The 17423-nt window shown below is 66.0% G+C and carries 13 protein-coding genes; all 13 read left to right on the forward strand.

The features are described 5' to 3' along the window. The first annotated feature begins 58 nt into the window (after positions 1-58). The 13 genes from LK539_RS08885 to LK539_RS08945 all read left to right on the forward strand — a co-directional run bounded on the left by LK539_RS08885 (position 59) and on the right by LK539_RS08945 (position 17203). Complete coding sequence (locus tag LK539_RS08885; RefSeq protein WP_227800537.1) at positions 59-1042, forward strand: cation diffusion facilitator family transporter; 984 nt, start codon at positions 59-61, stop codon at positions 1040-1042. Between the two features lie 107 nt (positions 1043-1149). Next, positions 1150-2385 carry a glycosyltransferase gene (locus LK539_RS08890; protein ID WP_227800538.1) on the forward strand — a complete coding sequence of 412 codons (1236 nt, stop codon included), beginning with the start codon at positions 1150-1152 and terminating at the stop codon, positions 2383-2385. 126 nt (positions 2386-2511) lie between these two features. Then, entirely contained in the window at positions 2512-3642 is a 1131-nt protein-coding gene (locus tag LK539_RS08895) for a glycosyltransferase family 4 protein (RefSeq protein ID WP_227800539.1), read from the forward strand. A gap of 26 nt (positions 3643-3668) precedes the next feature. Beyond that, positions 3669-5603, forward strand: coding sequence for a heparinase II/III family protein (locus LK539_RS08900; protein WP_227800540.1), 1935 nt, complete (start codon positions 3669-3671; stop codon positions 5601-5603). 56 nt (positions 5604-5659) lie between these two features. Continuing rightward, positions 5660-6796: a non-hydrolyzing UDP-N-acetylglucosamine 2-epimerase gene (gene wecB / locus LK539_RS08905; RefSeq protein ID WP_227800541.1), complete on the forward strand. Its 1137-nt coding sequence runs from the start codon at positions 5660-5662 to the stop codon at positions 6794-6796. A 65-nt stretch (positions 6797-6861) separates the two neighbouring features. Further along, positions 6862-7572 carry a WecB/TagA/CpsF family glycosyltransferase gene (locus LK539_RS08910; protein ID WP_227800542.1) on the forward strand — a complete coding sequence of 237 codons (711 nt, stop codon included), beginning with the start codon at positions 6862-6864 and terminating at the stop codon, positions 7570-7572. Positions 7573-7767: 195 nt separating this feature from the next. Continuing rightward, a complete protein-coding gene (galE, locus tag LK539_RS08915) occupies positions 7768-8766 on the forward strand; it encodes a UDP-glucose 4-epimerase GalE (protein WP_227800543.1) in 999 nt (332 codons plus the stop codon). 21 nt (positions 8767-8787) lie between these two features. Then, on the forward strand, positions 8788-9966 hold the full coding sequence (locus tag LK539_RS08920; RefSeq protein WP_227800544.1) for a sugar phosphate nucleotidyltransferase: 1179 nt from the start codon (positions 8788-8790) through the stop codon (positions 9964-9966). Further along, entirely contained in the window at positions 9963-11381 is a 1419-nt protein-coding gene (locus tag LK539_RS08925; protein WP_227800545.1) for a mannose-1-phosphate guanylyltransferase/mannose-6-phosphate isomerase, read from the forward strand. Before LK539_RS08920 ends, LK539_RS08925 begins: the two co-directional genes overlap by 4 nt. A gap of 117 nt (positions 11382-11498) precedes the next feature. Beyond that, positions 11499-12227, forward strand: a complete 729-nt coding sequence (locus tag LK539_RS08930) for a PEP_CTERM-anchored TLD domain-containing protein (protein ID WP_227800546.1) — start codon at positions 11499-11501, stop codon at positions 12225-12227. A gap of 99 nt (positions 12228-12326) precedes the next feature. Next, positions 12327-13358, forward strand: coding sequence for a TIGR03790 family protein (locus tag LK539_RS08935; protein WP_227800547.1), 1032 nt, complete (start codon positions 12327-12329; stop codon positions 13356-13358). 198 nt (positions 13359-13556) lie between these two features. Further along, positions 13557-16577, forward strand: coding sequence for an ExeM/NucH family extracellular endonuclease (locus LK539_RS08940; protein WP_227800548.1), 3021 nt, complete (start codon positions 13557-13559; stop codon positions 16575-16577). An 11-nt stretch (positions 16578-16588) separates the two neighbouring features. Continuing rightward, positions 16589-17203: an NF038129 family PEP-CTERM protein gene (locus tag LK539_RS08945; protein WP_227800549.1), complete on the forward strand. Its 615-nt coding sequence runs from the start codon at positions 16589-16591 to the stop codon at positions 17201-17203. The last annotated feature ends 220 nt before the right edge of the window (positions 17204-17423 follow it).

The raw sequence follows: 17423 nt of genomic DNA on the forward strand, positions 1-17423 counted from the left end.
GGTCTCTCCCGGCTGCATCAGGCTGGCCTTCCTATCCGGAGGAATCATGAAGGACGCCATGCCCGACAGTAAAACGGTGGATGCCACGGTCCACGAAGCCGACGTGAGCGCCGAGGCGACGTCGCGCAGCGGCTCGCAGAAAGTCATCTACGCCGCCATCGTGGCCAACCTCGGCATCGCCACGGCCAAGTTCATCGTCGCCGGCATCACCGGCAGCGCCGCGATGGTGGCCGAAGGCATCCACTCGGCCGTCGACACCGGCAACGAATTCCTGCTCCTGCTGGGCGAGCGCCGCAGCACGCGTCCCGCCGACCGCAAGCATCCCTTCGGCTACGGCAAGTCGCTGTACTTCTGGGCCCTGATCGTGGCCCTGTCCGTGTTTTCGCTGGGCGGCGGGCTGTCGATCTACCACGGCATCGATGCGCTGGAAAACCCGCCGCCGCTGGAAGACCCGACCTGGAACTATGTCGTGCTCGGGGTCGCGGCCCTGTTCGAGGGCTATAGCTGGAACGTCTCGCGCAAGGCCCTGAACGCCGTGCGTAAACCAGGCGCCTCGCTCTGGCAGACCGTGCGCGCCAGCAAGGATGCTTCGGTGTTCACGGTCTTCATCGAAGACTCGGCGGCGCTGCTGGGCCTCGGCATTGCCGCGCTGGGCATCGCGCTCGGCCAGTACTTCGGCAATCCGTATGCCGACCCGATCGCCTCGATCCTGATCGGCCTGCTGCTGATCGCGGCTGCCTTCATGCTGGCGCGCGAGACCGGCGGCCTGCTGGTCGGCGAAAGCATCGACCGCGACCAGCTCGCTGCCCTGTATGCGCTGTTCCGGCGAGAGCCGGCGCTGGACAGCGTGGCCAGCCTGCGCACCATGCAGATGGGGCCGGAGGAAGTGCTGCTGGCGGCCTCGGTCCAGTTTCGGCGCGGCATGCCGATCGACGAAGTGGAGCAGGCGATCGCGCGGATCGAGGCGGCGGTGGCCGCCGAGCATCCGGTGATCCGCCAGATCTATTTCGAGGCTTCGGCGCTGCGCACCTCGCTGTGCTGACGCGGGGCCGGCAAGGTATTCTTTTTAAGTCTGGATGTGTTGCAGCGCACATTAGCGCCATGCCGCTGAAGCGTGCGCGGAAAACGCTGGGCTAGAATCGCTTGCCCATGATTGAACCGAACAGTATGCGCAAGCCCCTGTCCATTGCTTTCATCGTCCGAGATCCGCTGCCGCCGCTGCGCGCCGACGTGCTGACCCTGTTCGGCGCCGAGATGCCGCGCTATGGCGTCAACACCGAACTGGTGGGGCAGTCCGGCAGCGAAGCCGATGCCCCCTGGCCGGCCGGCGGCATGCACACGGTGGGCAGCCTGAAGTCGCGCTTTGCCGCCATCCTGTCGCCTCTGTGGGACCTGCGTGGCCTGCTGCAGGCCCGGCGCCGCCGCCGGCCCGACTGCATCCAGGTGCGCGACAAGATCGCCTCCGGCCTGCTGGGCCGGATGGCCGCCGCCGTGCTGCGCGTCCCTTTCATCTACTGGATGTCCTTCCCGATCGTCGAAGGCTTCGAGGTACGTCGCGACGAGATCGGCAGCCGCGGCAAGGGCCTGATATGGTTCGCCCATGCCCTGCGCGCTGCCGCCTCCCGTTTCGTCATCTACCGCCTGGTGCTGCCTGGCGCGCGCCATATCTTCGTCCAGAGCGAAGCCATGGCGGACTGGCTGGCAAGCAAGGGCTTCGAGCGCAGCCGCATGACGGCCGTGCCGATGGGCGTGGACGCTAGCCTGTTCGATCGCGGCAAAGTAGCGCCGGTCGAGGATGCACGGCTGGACGGGCGTCGCGTGATCCTCTACCTCGGCCGCATCGCCCAGGCGCGCCGTTCCGACTTCCTGCTGGACGTGGCCGAGGTCCTGAAACAGGACGTGCCCGATGTGCTGCTGGTGATCGCGGGCGACGCCGCCTCGAACGACGAAATGGACTGGATGCGCGCCGAGATCGCCCGCCGCGGCATTGGGCAGCACGTGCTGCTGACCGGCTGGCTGCCCCAGCATGTGGCCCTGGGCTATGCGGTGCGGGCCGAGGTCGGGTTGTCGCCGATCCCGCGCGGTACTCTGTTCGACGTGTCCTCGCCGACCAAGCTGGTGGAATACCTGGCGCTGGGCATCCCCAGCGTGGCGAATGACATCCCGGACCAGCAACTGGTGATCGAGGAGAGCCGGGCAGGCCTATGCGCGCCGATGGAGGCGGGGCCCTTTGCCGCCGCCGTCAGACGGCTGCTGGATGATCCCGGGCTCGCCGCCGAGTTTGCGCAACGTGGCCCAGCGTACGTTAACAGCCACCGTACCTATGCTATTCTGGGTCGGATTGTTGCAGAAACGTACACAAAAATCCTGCCGCCATCGAGTTGAAATTGCAACACTGGAGTCCGCCAGGCATCGTATCGTGCGCATGTCGGGGAAAAGTGTGTTGTACCATCCAAGAGAATTTCTATTTTGCAAACTTGATTGCAGGCAGATGAAGGAAAGGCACATGGCATGAACCGGGCATCGGCACCAGCAGCGCCAGCGGCGACGCACGCGTCGCCACGGGTGCTCATGCTGGGGACCGAGCCTGGCGGACGCGGCGGTGTGGCCACCGTGGTCTCGCTGCTGCGCCAGAACGGCCTGTTCGAGCGCGAAGGGGTGTGCTACATCCCGACCCACGCCGAAGGCACGCGCCTGGCCAAGGCCGGCGCCGCCCTCAAGGGCCTGGCGCGCACCGTCGCCTGCCTGCTGCGCCGCCCGGAAGTCGTCCATGCGCACGCGGCCTCGAACGGCAGCTTCGTGCGCAAATCGGTGCTCCTGGCGCTGGCTCGCGCTAGCGGCGCCAGGACCGTGTTCCACCTGCACGGCGCCTGCTTCGACAGTTTCATCGAGCGTTCCAGCCCCCTGATGCGGCGCTGGATCCGCCATACCCTGGAACAGAGTTCGGTCGTCATCGCCCTGTCCACGCGCTGGGCCGACTTCCTGCACGGCTTCGCGCCGCAGGCCAGGGTGGTGGTGATCCCGAACTCGGTGCCGCTGCCGCCGCTTGCGGCGGACCGTTCCGAGCCGGGCCGCATCCTGTTCCTGGGCCAGGTCGAGCCGCGCAAGGGCATCTATGAACTGGTGGACGCGCTGGCCCTGCTGAAGGACCGTTTCCCGCAGATGCGCCTCGCGATCGGCGGGCAGGGCGAACTGATTGAGGTGAAGCGCCGGGCGCGTGACGCCGGCGTGCTGGACCGGATAGAGGAACTGGGCTGGGTCACGGCCCAGCGCAAGGCCGACGAGCTGGCGCGCGCGTCGATCTTCTGCCTGCCCTCGCATGCGGAAGGCCTGCCGATGGCGCTGCTGGAAGCCATGGCGGCCGGCAAGGCGGTGGTCAGCACGGGAGTCGGCGGCATTCCCGATGCGCTGCGTGACGGTGACAATGGGCTGATGATCGAACCGGGAAAGGTCGAACAACTAGCGCAGGCCCTGAGCAAATTACTCGGTGACGACGAAGAGCGTCGCCGACTCGGCGCGCGTGCGCGCGCCACGATCGAGCAAGAATTCGAGTCCGGCGTCGTGATCGGACAAATTTCAGCGGTGTATCGGCAACTGCGCGACAGCATCGCGGCAACTTCGCAAAGCGGGGGGAAGAGATGAACGCAACAGTAAGGATAGGTTGGCTGGTGAACCGGCTCAGATGCATGTCGGTGGCCGAAGTGGGCTACCGGATGCGCCAGGCGGCCGCCACCAGGATGGGTCGACGCATGGCCGGCCGCACGGCGCCCGCGCCACTGCCGCGTGCCCGCACGCTGGCGGTGCAGGGTGCGCCTGCGCTCGACCAGGCCGAAATCGACGCCTTGCTGCTCGATGCCGACCGCATCTGCGCCGGCCACGTGGTGCTGTTCGCCGAACGCCGCTTCGACGTCGGCGTGCCCACCGCCTGGAACCGCGATCCCGAGACCGGCGTCACCGGCCCGTCCATCTACGCCGGCGACATCGCCATCACGAATCGCGAACTGGTCGGCGACATCAAGCACGTGTGGGAGCTGAACCGCCACCTGCACCTGGTGCGCCTGGCCCAGGCCTGGACCCTGAGCGGCGAGGTGCGCTGGCTGCATGCGCTGGAACAGCAGCTGCGCAGCTGGCTCGACCAGTGCCCGCCGCTGACCGGCCCCAACTGGACCAGCTCGCTCGAACTGGGCATCCGCCTGATCAACTGGAGCCTCGTGTGGCAACTGGTGGGCGGCGAGAACAGCGCGCTGTTCGCCGGCGAATCCGGCCAGAAGCTGCGCGCCGACTGGCTCGACAGCATCCACGCCCATTGCCGCACCATCGCGCGCCACCTGTCGCGCCATTCCTCGGCCAACAACCACCTGATCGGCGAACTGTCCGGCCTGTACGTGGGCGCCAGCACCTGGCCGTGCTGGAAGGAGTCCGCCGACTGGATGGAGCAGGCGCGCCGCGAGCTCGAGCACGAAGCCGTGGCCCAGTACTCGCGCGACGGCGTCAACCGCGAGCAGGCCTTTGCCTACCACATCTTTTCCAGTGAATTCCTGTTCGTCGCCGGCCTGATGGGCCAGGCCTGCGGCCAGCCTTTCCCGCGCCACTACTGGGCGTCGCTGCAGCGCGCGCTGCGCTTCCTGCGCTCGGTGCGCGACGTCGGCGGCAACGTGCCGGCGGTGGGCGACGCCGACGACGGCAGCGTGTTCCGCCTCGACGCCGGCGGCCTCGATCGCGCCGCCCAGTTGCTGGCGCTGGGCGACACTGTGTTCGGAGCCGCTGCCGACAATCATCCGGGCGTGCGCTGGCTGCTGCATGCGCTGCCGGGCGCGCGTCCCGACTGCGATCCGCACGAGGTCGATACCGGCTGGGCCTTCCCGGATGGCGGCTACTTCCTGTTCGGGAACCACTTCGGCGAGCACAGCGAGATCAAGGGCATGCTCGACTGCGGCCCGCTCGGCTATCTCGGCATCGCCGCCCATGGCCATGCCGACGCGCTGGCATTGAATCTCTCGGTGGCGGGCGAGGAATGCCTGATCGACCCCGGCACCTATTCCTACTGGCAGGACCAGAAGTGGCGCGACTACTTCCGCGGCACCTCGGCCCACAACACCGTGCGCATCGACGGCCTCGACCAGTCCACCAGCGGCGGCCGCTTCATGTGGCTGCGCAAGGCCGAGGCGCGCATCGAGCGCATGCCCAGCAGCCCGAACGACTTCGATTTCCGCGGCTCGCACGACGGCTACACCCGCCTGTCGGACCCGGTGCGCCACATGCGCAGCGTGCGCTTCGACGGCGCCAGCAACACGCTGACCGTGCGCGACGAAGTGTCGGCGCGCAAGCAGCACAAGGTCGAACTGTTCTGGCACTTCGCGCCGGAACTTGACGTGCGCCTGACCAGCCACGGGTTGTCCGTGCGCGGCAAGCGCTTCGTGCTGCAAATGCAGGCCAGCGGGGCCGATTTGCAGCTGGAACTGGTACGCGGCGCGGAAAACCCGCCGCTCGGCTGGTGCTCGCGCACCTATGAATCGAAGCGGCCGTGCGAAGTGCTGCGGATCACGACCGTATCGTCCGCCGTTCCAGTCGAATGCAGGTTTACAATAACGTTCCTGCATTAGCAAAAAATTTACCAAATTCAACAATAAAACTAGTTAAAAAAAGGGAAATGTCCAAAATGCTGATTTACCTCGTTGCCGGCGCCCGTCCGAATTTCATGAAGATCGCGCCCATCGTGCGCGCCCTTCAGGCCCAGGATGTGTTGACGTTCAAGATCATCCACACCGGACAGCACTATGACCGCGAGATGAACGACGTGTTCTTCGAGGAACTCGGCATTCCGCAGCCGGACGTGTTCATGGCCGCCGGCGGCGGCAGCCACGCCCAGCAGACCGCCAAGATCATGGTGGCCTTCGAGGAGCTGTGCATGGCCGAGCGCCCGGCCGCCGTGCTGGTGGTCGGCGACGTCAACTCGACCCTGGCCTGCTCGATCGTGGCCAAGAAACTGGTCATTCCGGTGGCCCACGTCGAGGCCGGCCTGCGCAGCGGCGATATCAGCATGCCCGAGGAAATCAACCGCCTCGTCACCGACAGCATCTCGGACTGGTTCTTCGCCACCGAGCCGGCTGCCGTCGAGCACCTGCGCCGCGAAGGCAAGCCGGATTCCGCCGTGCACTACGTCGGCCACGTGATGGTGGACAACGTGCTGTACCAGGCCGACAAGCTGTCGCGCGCCGATACCTCCGCGTTTGAGACCAGCGGCTTCAAGTCGCAAAGCCAGGCCAATGGCGGCCGCTATGGCGTGGTCACGCTGCACCGCCCGAGCAACGTCGACGAGCCGGCCACCTTTGCCCGCATCGCCGGCGCGCTGAAGGAAATCGCCCAGGAACTGCCGCTGATCTTCCCGGTGCATCCGCGCACCCGCGCCAACATCGAGAAATTCGGCATCGACCTCGGCCCCAACGTCACGCTGGCCGGCCCGCAGGCCTATATGGCCTTCCTCAACCTGTGGAAGGACGCAGCCGTGGTGCTGACCGACAGCGGCGGCCTGCAGGAAGAAACCACGGCGCTGGGCGTGCCTTGCGTCACGATCCGCGAAAACACCGAACGTCCGGTGACGGTCGAAGAGGGCTCCAATGTCCTGGCCGGCACCGATCCCGAAGCCATCGTGCGCGAAGCCAGGAAGGTCTTGCGTGGCGAAGGCAAGCAGGGCCGCCGCCCGCAGCTGTGGGACGGCAAGGCGGCCGAACGCATCGTCGCGATCCTCGCCAGGGAGATCGCGGGAGCGGCAGAGCCGGAAGGCCTCGCCGCCTAACCGATTAAAGGAATCACATGGATGACCGGATCACGTTGATGGGCTGTCAGGTGGATAACCTGACCATGGAAGAAACACTGGGCAAGGTCGAAGGATTCATCCAGTCCGGCTTGCCCCATCAGCACGTGGTGGTCAACGTGGACAAGCTGGTGAAAGCCAGCCGTGACGCCGAGCTGCGCAGAATCATCAACGACTGCGCGCTCATCAACGTCGACGGCATGCCGGTGGTGTGGGCCTCGCGCCTGCTCGGCAAGCCGCTCAAGGAACGGGTCGCCGGCGTCGACCTGTTCGAAGCGCTGATGCGGCGCGCCGGCGAGAAGGGCTGGCGCGTGTTCCTGCTCGGCGCACGCGAGGAAGTCGTCAGCAAGGTGGCCGAGACCTACACCCGCAAGTATCCACGCCTGGTACTGGCGGGCTACCGCAACGGCTACTGGAAGGGCGAGGATGAAGAGCAGGCCGTGGCCGAGCAGATCCGGGCCAGCAATGCCGACCTGCTGTTCGTGGCGATCAGCTCGCCCAAGAAGGAGCAGTTCCTCGGCAAGTACCAGGCCCACATGCGGATTCCCTTCGCGATGGGCGTCGGCGGCACTTTCGATGTCGCCATCGGCAAGGTGAAGCGGGCCCCGCTGTGGATGCAGAAATCCGGGCTCGAATGGTTTTACCGCTTCCTGCAGGAGCCGCGCCGCATGTTCCGGCGCTACTTCATTGAAGACATGGCCTTCATCGGCCTGCTGTTCAAGGAAGCCCTGAAAGGCAGGCAGGTAAAACAGGGATAGGGCGGCCGCAGAAGCCGCCCACCAGCAGGACACACAAGAACACGAGACGCCGCCCCCTGGCCCTTGCGGCCCCCCGCGCCTTCGCCCAGCGACCGGCGCCGGGTGAACGCATGGCTGCGAGCGTGGCGGTGATATGCCGTGCGACTGAAAGTTGCATATTTAATATAATTTACATATCACAGAGAGCGAAACGACATGAAGATCCTGGTTACCGGCGGCATGGGCTACATCGGCTCGCATACCGTCGTCGAACTGCAGAACGCCGGCCATGAGGTGGTCGTGGTGGACAACCTGTCCAACGCGGTCTCCTCGGTGCAGGAGCGGGTGCAGCGCATCACCGACAAGACCTTTGTCTTCGAAGAGGCCGACATCCGCGACCGCGCGGCCATGGAGCGTGTCTTCGGCGCGCACAAGGTCGACGCCGTGATCCACTTCGCCGGCCTGAAGGCGGTCGGCGAATCGGTGGCGCAGCCGCTGCGCTACTACGACAACAACGTCAACGGCAGCGTCATCCTGTTCGAGACGATGGCCAAGTTCGGCGTCAAGACCATCGTGTTCTCGTCCTCGGCGACGGTCTACGGCGACCCGGCCTCGGTGCCGATCCGCGAAGACTTCCCGCTGTCGGCCACCAATCCCTACGGCCGCAGCAAGCTGATGATCGAAGACATCCTGCGCGACCTGGCCAAGGCCGAGCCGGAGTGGCGCATCGCGCTGCTGCGCTACTTCAACCCGGTCGGCGCCCACGAAAGCGGCCTGATCGGCGAAGAGCCGAACGGCATCCCGAACAACCTGGTTCCCTACATCGCCCAGGTCGCCAACGGCCAGCGCGACAAGCTGTCCGTGTTCGGCGGCGACTACCCGACGCCGGACGGCACCGGCCTGCGCGATTACATCCACGTGGTCGACCTCGCGATCGGCCACGTGAAGACCCTCGACCGCCTGGCCAAGGGGCCGGGCATCGTCACCTACAACCTCGGTACCGGCCGCGGCAACAGCGTTCTCGAGATGGTGCGCGCTTTCGAGCAGGCCAGTGGCCGCAAGATCGCCTTCCAGATCGTCGACCGCCGCCCCGGCGACGTGGCCAAGTGCTACGCCGACCCGGCCAAGGCTAGTTCCGAACTGGGCTGGACCGCCGAGCGTGACGTCGCTCAAATGTGCGCCGACGTGTGGCGCTACCAAACCACTGCCAAATAATCTAATGTAAAGGACGGTCCGATGAAAGCCATGATCCTAGCTGCAGGCAAGGGCACCCGTGTACGCCCACTGACCTATGACCTGCCTAAACCCATGATCCCCCTGCTGGGCAAACCCGTGATGGCCTATCTGGTCGAACACCTCAAGAAGCACGGCGTGACCGAAATCATGGTCAACGTCAGCTGGCTCCACGAGAAGATCGAGGAGTACTTCGGCGAGGGCGAGCAGTTCGGTGTCCAGATCGGCTACTCCTTCGAGGGCTACATCAAGGATGACGGCGAAGTCGTCCCCGAACCGATTGGCTCAGCCGGCGGCATGAAGAAGATCCAGGAATTCGGCGGCTTCTTCGACGACACCACCATCGTGTTGTGCGGCGACGCCCTGATCGACCTCGACCTCAAGGCGGCGCTGCTCGAGCACCGCCGCAAGGGCGCGATGGCCACCGTCATCACCAAGGAAGTCCCGTGGGACAAGGTCTCGTCGTATGGCGTGGTGGTCACCGACGCGGAAGGGCGCATCACCGAGTTCCAGGAAAAGCCAAGCGAAGCCGAAGCCAAGTCCAACTTCATCTCGACCGGCATCTACATCTTCGAGCCGGAAGTCATCGACCTGATTCCAAGTGGGGTGCCGTTCGACATCGGTTCCGAACTCTTCCCCCTTCTGGCAGAGCGCGGCCTGCCGTTCTACGCCCAGGGCCGCCCGTTCAACTGGCTCGACATCGGCACCATGAGCGACTACTGGGAAGTGCTGCAGACGGTCCTCACCGGCGAGGTCAACCACATGGACGTGCCGGGCATCCAGATCGAGCCGGGCGTCTGGACCGGCCTGAACACCAGCATCGACTGGGAAGGCACCACCATTGAAGGTCCGGTCTACATCGGCTCCAACGTCAAGATCGAAGCGGGTGCGCGCATCGTCGGCCCGACCTGGATCGGCCACGGCAGCCACATCTGCGAAGGCGCCGAGATCGTGCGCAGCGTGTTGTTCGAATACACACGGGTGTTGCATGATGTAACATTGCATGAAATGATCGTTTTCAAGGATTACAGTGTCGACCGCAAGGGCGAGATGAAGCACGCTTCGGAGTACTCGTCGCAAGAATGGCTGAACGCGCGTGACCGCCGCCGTTCGGTTCGCAAGGACATCGAGGGTACGGCCCAGAACGCCATACAGAAAATCAAAGAGAAAGCAAGCGCATGAAAATTTACCCAGTCATCCTCTCCGGCGGCGCCGGCACCCGCCTGTGGCCGCTCTCGCGCGCCGTGCTGCCCAAGCAGCTGCTGCCGCTGGTAGCCGACAGGACCATGCTGCAGGAAACTGCGCTGCGGGTGGCCGGCTGGCCGGGAGTGATGGCGCCGCTGGTCGTCTGCGGCAACGACCACCGCTTCATGGTGGCCGAACAGCTGCGCGAGATCGGCATCACCCCGCTCGGCATCCTGCTCGAGCCGGTCGGCCGCAACACCGCTCCGGCGGTGGCGGCGGCGGCCCACTACCTGAAGGCGATCGACCCGGAAGCCATCATGCTGGTGCTGCCGGCCGACCACGTGATCGAAAACGGCGCCGCCTTCCGCGACGCGGTCGAACGCGCCGTGACCCTGGTGGGGCAGGGCGCCCTGGCCACCTTCGGCATCGTGCCCAAGACGCCGGAAACCGGCTACGGCTATATCCGCCGCGGCGACGCGGTGGCCAACTGCGGCGACTGCTACAAGGTGGCGCGCTTCGTCGAGAAGCCGGACGCCGCCACGGCCCAGGGCTTCCTCGACGAAGGCGGCTACTACTGGAATAGCGGCATGTTCATGTTCCATGCCGAGCGCTTCTTGAAGGAACTGGAAGAGCACGCGCCGGCCATCGCGCTTGCCGCCGACAAGGCGGTCAGCACGGGCTACCGCGACCTCGACTTCTGCCGCCTGGAAGAAAAGGCCTTCTCGGACAGCCCGTCCGACTCGATCGACTACGCGGTGATGGAAAAGACGGTTGATGCCGCCGTGGTCCCGGCCGACATCGGCTGGAACGACGTCGGCTCCTGGTCGGCCCTGTGGGAAGTGCAGCCCAAGGACGCCAAGGGCAATGCCCAGCGCGGCGACGTTTACCTGGACAATGTCACGAACTCGCTGGTGCGCGCCGAATCGCGCATCGTGGCCGTGGTCGGCGTCGACAACCTGGTCGTGGTCGAGACCCAGGACGCGGTGCTGGTCACCCACAAGGATCAAGTGCAGCGCGTTAAGCAGGTGGTCGACCACCTCAAGAGCAAGGCGCGTACCGAGCACCTGCACCACACCCGCGTGTACCGCCCCTGGGGCCACTACGAGGGCATCGATGCGGGCGACCGCTTCCAGGTCAAGCGCATCACGGTCAAGCCGGGCGAAAAGCTCTCGCTGCAGATGCACCACCACCGCGCCGAACACTGGGTCGTGGTGTCGGGCACCGCACGCGTGACCTGCGGCGACAAGGTCTGCCTGCTGTCGGAAAACGAGTCGACCTACATCCCAATCGGCGTCACCCACCGCCTGGAAAACCCGGGCAAACTGCCGCTCGACCTCATCGAAGTGCAGTCCGGCAGCTACCTCGGCGAGGACGACATCGTCCGCTTCGAGGATATCTACCAGCGCGCCTGACACGGCGCACTGCGACGCTCACCGCACGGCTGACGCTGCTTGCGCAGCGGAACCGTGCGGACCCCCGTGGTAACGCGGGCATACAATGCCCCCAACTGAACCGAACGAGGGGGCATCATGAAATCGATCGTTGCGGCGTCCACCCTGGGTGTCATGCTGAGCGCGCTGGCCGCACCAGCCGCGCACGCCCAGAACGGCACACCCCTGCTGGACCTGACCCTGTATGGCCAGCTCGAACGCTGGCTCGGCGCCGGCCCGCTGGACCTGCGCAACATCTACACGCGCCAGCTTGGCCACAACTCGCGCGATTTCCATGAGGCCGCCGACGGCGCCGGCATGACCTTCACCCTGCTGCAGGTGACCAATGACTTCGGCCAGAGCTGGGTCGTGGGCGGCTACAATCCGCAGAGCTGGTCGTCCACCGACGGCTGGCACCAGACGCCGCGCGACTGGCAGCGCACCGCCTTCATCTTCAACTACACCGACGCCCAGCTATGGCGCCAGGTGCTGTCGAACGACATCCTGCCCAACCGCGGCCTGCGCCAGACCTTCAACGAACCCAACCACGGTCCGACCTTCGGCGCCGGTCCCGACCTGTTCGTCAACGATCGCCTGAACGCCGCCTTGTCCTGGCAGGTGAGCTATGGCGACGGCCTGTCCGAGGGCACCAGCATCATCGACGGCAGCACCGGCGGCCAGCTGTTCCGGGTCGACGCGCTCGAGGTCTACTCGATCTCGCTGGTGCCGGAACCGGGTACGACGGCGATGTACATCGGCGGCATTGGCCTGCTGGGCTGGACCGCATGGCGGCGCCGCGCCAAACCGGCGCTCAAGCGTAGGCACTGAACCCGGCCCGGCAGGCAGCCGTCAGCTGACAAAACGGCAAGCTGTGGCATGATGGCGGCGGAGCCCGGCTCCGCCATCCGTTCATCCTGCGACCGATCCATGCGACCGACCCTGTCAGCCAGCCTGCGCGTAGTCCTGTTCTCCCTCCTCGGCGCCATCTGCGCCATCCACGCTCCGGCCGCCGCCGCACCGCTCAAGCCGGCCGAACTGGCCATCGTCATCAATGACGAAGACCCGTCCAGCGTCGCCGTCGGCGAGTACTATCGCAAGCGCCGGGCTATTCCCGCGGCTAACGTGGTGCACGTGCGCATCCCGGGCAAGCCGCGCAGCCTCAGCCCGGCCCAGTTCCGCCTGCTGAAGGAAGACATCGACAGCCAGCTCAAGCCGGGCGTGCAGGGGGTGCTGATGGTCTGGACCGCGCCCTATGCGGTCGACTGCAATTCGATCACCGGGGCCTACACCCTGGGCTTCGACGGCGGCCAGTGCGCCAAGACCTGCGCGGCCGGCCAGCCCAGCGCCTACTTCAACAGCAAGTCCGCGCGTCCCTTCAGCGAGCACGGCATGCGCATCTCGATGCTGCTGCCGACCGAGTCGGTGGAGAAGGCGAAAGCGCTGATCGACCGCGGCGTGTCGGCCGGGTTTCGCACCGTGCCCGCTACCGCCTATTACCTGGCCACCTCGGAAAAGGCGCGCAACACCCGCGCCGGTTTCTTCCCGCGCCCGGGGCGCATTCCCGGTCGCCGCGTCACCACCAAGGTGATGCAGGCCGACGTGCTGGAAAACGTCCAGGACATCCTGGTCTACCAGACCGGCATGGCCCAGGTCGCCAAGCTGGAGACGCTTGGTTTCGTGCCCGGAGCGCTGGCCGACCACCTGACCTCGCTCGGCGGCGACCTGCTCGGCGGCAGCCAGATGAGCAGCCTGCGCTGGCTGGAGGCGGGCGCCACCGCCAGCTACGGCACCGTCAGTGAACCCTGCAACCATTGGCAGAAATTCCCGAACCCCTCCGTCCTGCTGCGCCATTACCTGAGCGGCAATAGCGCCATCGAAGCCTACTGGAAGAGTGTTGCGTGGCCGTCACAAGGTCTCTTCATTGGCGAACCCCTGGCCGCGCCCTACCGCGGACGCTAATCCGCTCGCTCTCTCCTATGGCAGAGCTGTTTGCGAACGCATACGCGCCACGCATGAGTTTCCTTGTGGAAATGCTAATGAGAAATACTGTCACACGGATGTAAATTTCTCCATTTACTATGCTTTTTGCTAATGGTAAATTGCATTCTGCTAACGTTTTTCCTAATAACATTCGTTCGGCTTATCTTCCAGGAAACCATGAACAAGCTTGCCGCTTCCATCCATTCACCGGGCCGCCTGACCGTGCTGGCCGCCTTGCTCGCCGGCCTGGCGTCACCGGTGCTGGCCGCCTCGCCCAATGTCGTCATCAGCCAGGTCTACGGCGCCGGCGGCAACGGCAGCGGCGCCACCGGCGCGACCTATAAACACGACTTCATCGAGCTGTTCAATCGCGGCAACACCAGCATCGACATCGGCGGCTGGAGCGTGCAATACGCCAGCAGCACCGGCAATTCCTGGAGCAATAGGACCGCCATCCCGGCCAACACCATCCTGGCCCCGGGCCAGTATTACCTGATCCGTGAAGCGGCAGGCGCGGGCGGGGCGCCCGGCGTGGTGGATACGCCGGCCGACCTGATCCCGGCGACCACAATCCCAATGGGTGGATCCTCCGGCAAAGTGGCCCTGGTGAGCAATACCACGCCGCTGACCGGCAGCACCCCGAGCGGCGGCGCCCTGGTCGACCTGGTCGGCTATGGCAACGGTTCGAATGCCGAGGGCGGCAGCCCGACCGGCAACATCGGCAACCAGACGTCGGCCCAGCGCCGCGGCAACGGCTGCACGGACACCGACGTCAACGGGGACGACTTCGAGGTGCTGGCGGTGGCCCCGCGCACCAGCGGCACCCCGCTGAACGTGTGCGGCGGCGCGAATGACGCGCCAATCGTCACCAGCTGCCCGGCAAGCCTGGTGCGTCCGCACGGCGAACTCGCGGCTGCCATCCTGAACGCCAGCGACAAGGACAACCGCGTCACCAGCGCCGCCATCACCTCCAGCCTGGTCGCCGGCATCCGCCTGGAAGAATTCAGCGCCTCGCCGGACCGTGACGCCGCCGCCGGCGTCAAGCTGGTGGTCGATTCGTCCACCGCGGCCGGCAACCACGCGGTGGTGGTGAGCTTCACCAACGACGCCGGCAAGAGCCTGGCCTGCACGGTCACCGTGCGCTCGGCCGGCAACCAGAGCATTCCCGCGATCCAGGGCCCGGGCGCAGCCAGCCCGTTCCAGGGCATGGCGCAGACCACCGAGGGCGTCATCACCGCCAAGGTCGGCAGCGGCTACTTCGTGCAGGACCCGGATGGCGACAACGATCCCGCGACCTCCGACGCGATCTTCGTGTACGGCGCGACCGACGGTGTGGCAGGCGAGCGCGTGCGCGTGACCGGCCTCGTGACCGAATACCTGCCTTCGGGCAGCAACTCCTACACCGAGCTGACCGAGAGCGTGTCGACGGTGCTGGGCGCCGGCCAGGCCGTGCATGCCACCAACATCAGCTTCCCGGGCGGCGACCTCGAGCGCTATGAAGGCATGCTGGTGCGCATCACCAACCCCTTGACCGTCAACCAGAACAAATACCTTGGCACCCGCGGCGAGCTGACCCTCTCCAACGGCCGCCTGGAAGTACCGACCAACCGCTACCGTCCGGGCACGCTTGACGCGATCGCGATGGCGGCGGCCAATGCGGCCAATGTGATCACGCTCGACGACGGCATCTTCACTGCACCACCCGTGATCCCTTACATCGGCGTGGACGGCACCGTGCGCGCCGGGGACACCGTCACCGGCCTGGAAGGCGTGCTCGACTTCGGTGCGCTGGGCGCCGGCGGCGCCGGCTTCAAGCTGCAGCCGACCGTGGCGCCGGAGTTCTCGCGCACCAACCCGCGCCTGGGCGTGCCGAGCCTGCCGGCCGGCGTCAAGGTCGCTAGCGCCAACGTGCTGAACTTCTTCACCACCTTCACCGACCTGACCGACGTCGAGGGCAAGACGACGCTCGGCTGCACCATCGGCAGCGGCGCCCCGAGCGCCGGCAACTGCCGCGGCGCCGACAACCTGCAGGAGTTCGTGCGCCAGCGCGACAAGATCGTCAAGTCGCTGGTCGCGTTGAACGCCGACGTGGTGGGCTTGATGGAGATCCAGAACAACGGCGACGCCGCCGTCCAGTACCTGGTCGACAGCATCAACGCCGTCCTGGGCAGCCCGGTGTATGCGGTGGTGCCGAAACCGGCATCGACCGGCACCGACGCGATCCGCGTCGCCATGATCTACAAGCCGGCCGCGCTGACGCTCGTGGGCGCGGCGTTGTCGGACGGCGACCGCGTCAACAACCGTCCGCCGATGGCCCAGACCTTCAAGGCCGCCAACGGCGCGAAGTTCTCGGTGATCGTCAACCACCTCAAGGCCAAGGCCGGCTGCCCGTCGGGCAGTGGCGTGGACACCGACCGCGGCGACGGCCAGGGCTGCTTCAACGCCACCCGCGTGCTGCAGGCCAAGCGCCTGGCGGAATACTTCATCCCGCTGGTCAAGTCGACCGCAGGCGACGACGACGTGCTGGTGATCGGCGACATGAACGCGCACGGCTTCGAGGATCCGATCGCCGCCCTGACGGACGCCGGCCTGGTCAACGAACTGGAACGCTTCGTGCGCCCTCAGGGCCTGGTGTATTCCTATGTGTTCGACGGCGAAAGCGGCTACCTCGACCACGCCCTCACCACGCCTTCGCTGAGCGCGCAGGTGGCCGGCGCAGCCGAGTGGCACAACAACGCGGACGAGCCGGAAACCATCGACTACAACTTCGACACCGGCAACGGCAACACGCCGAAGACCCAGGACCTGTTCGCCAACGATGCCTTCCGCGCCTCGGACCACGACCCGGTGCTGGTGAGCCTGAACCTGACGCCGACCTGGATCGACGCCAGCGCCAGCTTCTCGGTGGTGCGCTCCGCCCTGGCCCTGAACCGCGCCACCGGCCAGTACGGCGGCAGCTTCCAGTTCACCAACAAGACCGGCGCGGCCATCACCGGCCCGTTCCACGTCAAGATCGGCGGCCTGCCGGCGGACGTGACGCTGGCCAACGCCAGTGGCAGCCACAACGGCGTCGCTTACATCACGGCCAGCGCCGGCTCGATCGCGCCGGGCGCCACCGTCACGGTCAACGTCCTGTTCAACAACCCGAAACGCGTCGCCTTCAACTACAGCGCCGCCATCATCGCCGGTACCTTCTAAGGAATAAGAATATGTTTAACGCAACGACTTTCCTGCGCCAGGCAGCCCTGGCCCTGCTTCTTGCCACCAGCTCGCTGGCGGCGCTGGCCGGCCCGATCAGCTACCACGTCAATGTCGACACCACGGGCCGCACGGGCGCCGGCGCCCTCGACCTGATGTTCCACACCTTCTCGAGCACGCAAGTGAGCGCGACCCTGAGCAACTTCAGCGGCGCGTTCGGCGCGGCGAGCGTGGCCGAGCAGGTGACCTTCAATCCGGACGGCAGCATCGTGCTGGCCAACCTGCCGGATTTCGGCAGCTATCTGAAGTTCGACCTGAGCCTGGGCGGCGCCTTCGGCTTCGACATCCTGTTCAGCGACGACCAGAGCCTGGATACCGGCGCGGAGAGCAGCCTGCTGTCGATCGGCCTGTACGACGCCGCCGGCGTGCTGGGCGATCCCTACGGCATCGTGCAGTTCGAACTGACGCCGGGGCAGGGCATCGGCACGCCCTATGCGGACGCCGCCTTCGCCCAGGTGAGCGAGGTAGCGGCGGCGGTGCCGGAACCTGCGGACTGGCTGCTGATGGGCACCGGCCTGGCCCTGCTCGGCGCAAGCCTGCGCCGTCGGAGCACCGCCGCACGCTGAGCCGCCTCAGGCGAAAAAAAAGACACACCAGGCGTGAACTGCCCCCCAAAAGTTGGACACAACTTTTGGGGGTTTTTCATGACCAAGTACAGTGAGCAATTCAAGCTCGCGGTTGTCCAAGACTATCTAGCCGACAGCTCTATTGGGTATCGTGGGATCGCGAAGCGGCACGGGTTGACGACCCATGCCATGTTGGAGAGGTGGGTAATGGCCTACCGCG

The organism is Massilia sp. IC2-476 (assembly GCF_020707295.1).
Classification (GTDB): Bacteria; Pseudomonadota; Gammaproteobacteria; order Burkholderiales; family Burkholderiaceae_D; genus Telluria.

Excerpts from the sequence above, each read along its gene's own strand:
- LK539_RS08885 (WP_227800537.1), top strand. The coding sequence starts at position 59 with ATGCCCGACAGTAAAACGGTGGATGCCACGGTCCACGAAGCCGACGTG.
- LK539_RS08890 (WP_227800538.1), top strand. The coding sequence starts at position 1,150 with ATGATTGAACCGAACAGTATGCGCAAGCCCCTGTCCATTGCTTTCATC.
- LK539_RS08895 (WP_227800539.1), top strand. The coding sequence starts at position 2,512 with ATGAACCGGGCATCGGCACCAGCAGCGCCAGCGGCGACGCACGCGTCG.
- wecB (WP_227800541.1), top strand. The coding sequence starts at position 5,660 with ATGCTGATTTACCTCGTTGCCGGCGCCCGTCCGAATTTCATGAAGATC.
- LK539_RS08910 (WP_227800542.1), top strand. The coding sequence starts at position 6,862 with ATGGAAGAAACACTGGGCAAGGTCGAAGGATTCATCCAGTCCGGCTTG.
- galE (WP_227800543.1), top strand. The coding sequence starts at position 7,768 with ATGAAGATCCTGGTTACCGGCGGCATGGGCTACATCGGCTCGCATACC.
- LK539_RS08920 (WP_227800544.1), top strand. The coding sequence starts at position 8,788 with ATGAAAGCCATGATCCTAGCTGCAGGCAAGGGCACCCGTGTACGCCCA.
- LK539_RS08925 (WP_227800545.1), top strand. The coding sequence starts at position 9,963 with ATGAAAATTTACCCAGTCATCCTCTCCGGCGGCGCCGGCACCCGCCTG.
- LK539_RS08930 (WP_227800546.1), top strand. The coding sequence starts at position 11,499 with ATGAAATCGATCGTTGCGGCGTCCACCCTGGGTGTCATGCTGAGCGCG.
- LK539_RS08935 (WP_227800547.1), top strand. The coding sequence starts at position 12,327 with ATGCGACCGACCCTGTCAGCCAGCCTGCGCGTAGTCCTGTTCTCCCTC.
- LK539_RS08940 (WP_227800548.1), top strand. The coding sequence starts at position 13,557 with ATGAACAAGCTTGCCGCTTCCATCCATTCACCGGGCCGCCTGACCGTG.
- LK539_RS08945 (WP_227800549.1), top strand. The coding sequence starts at position 16,589 with ATGTTTAACGCAACGACTTTCCTGCGCCAGGCAGCCCTGGCCCTGCTT.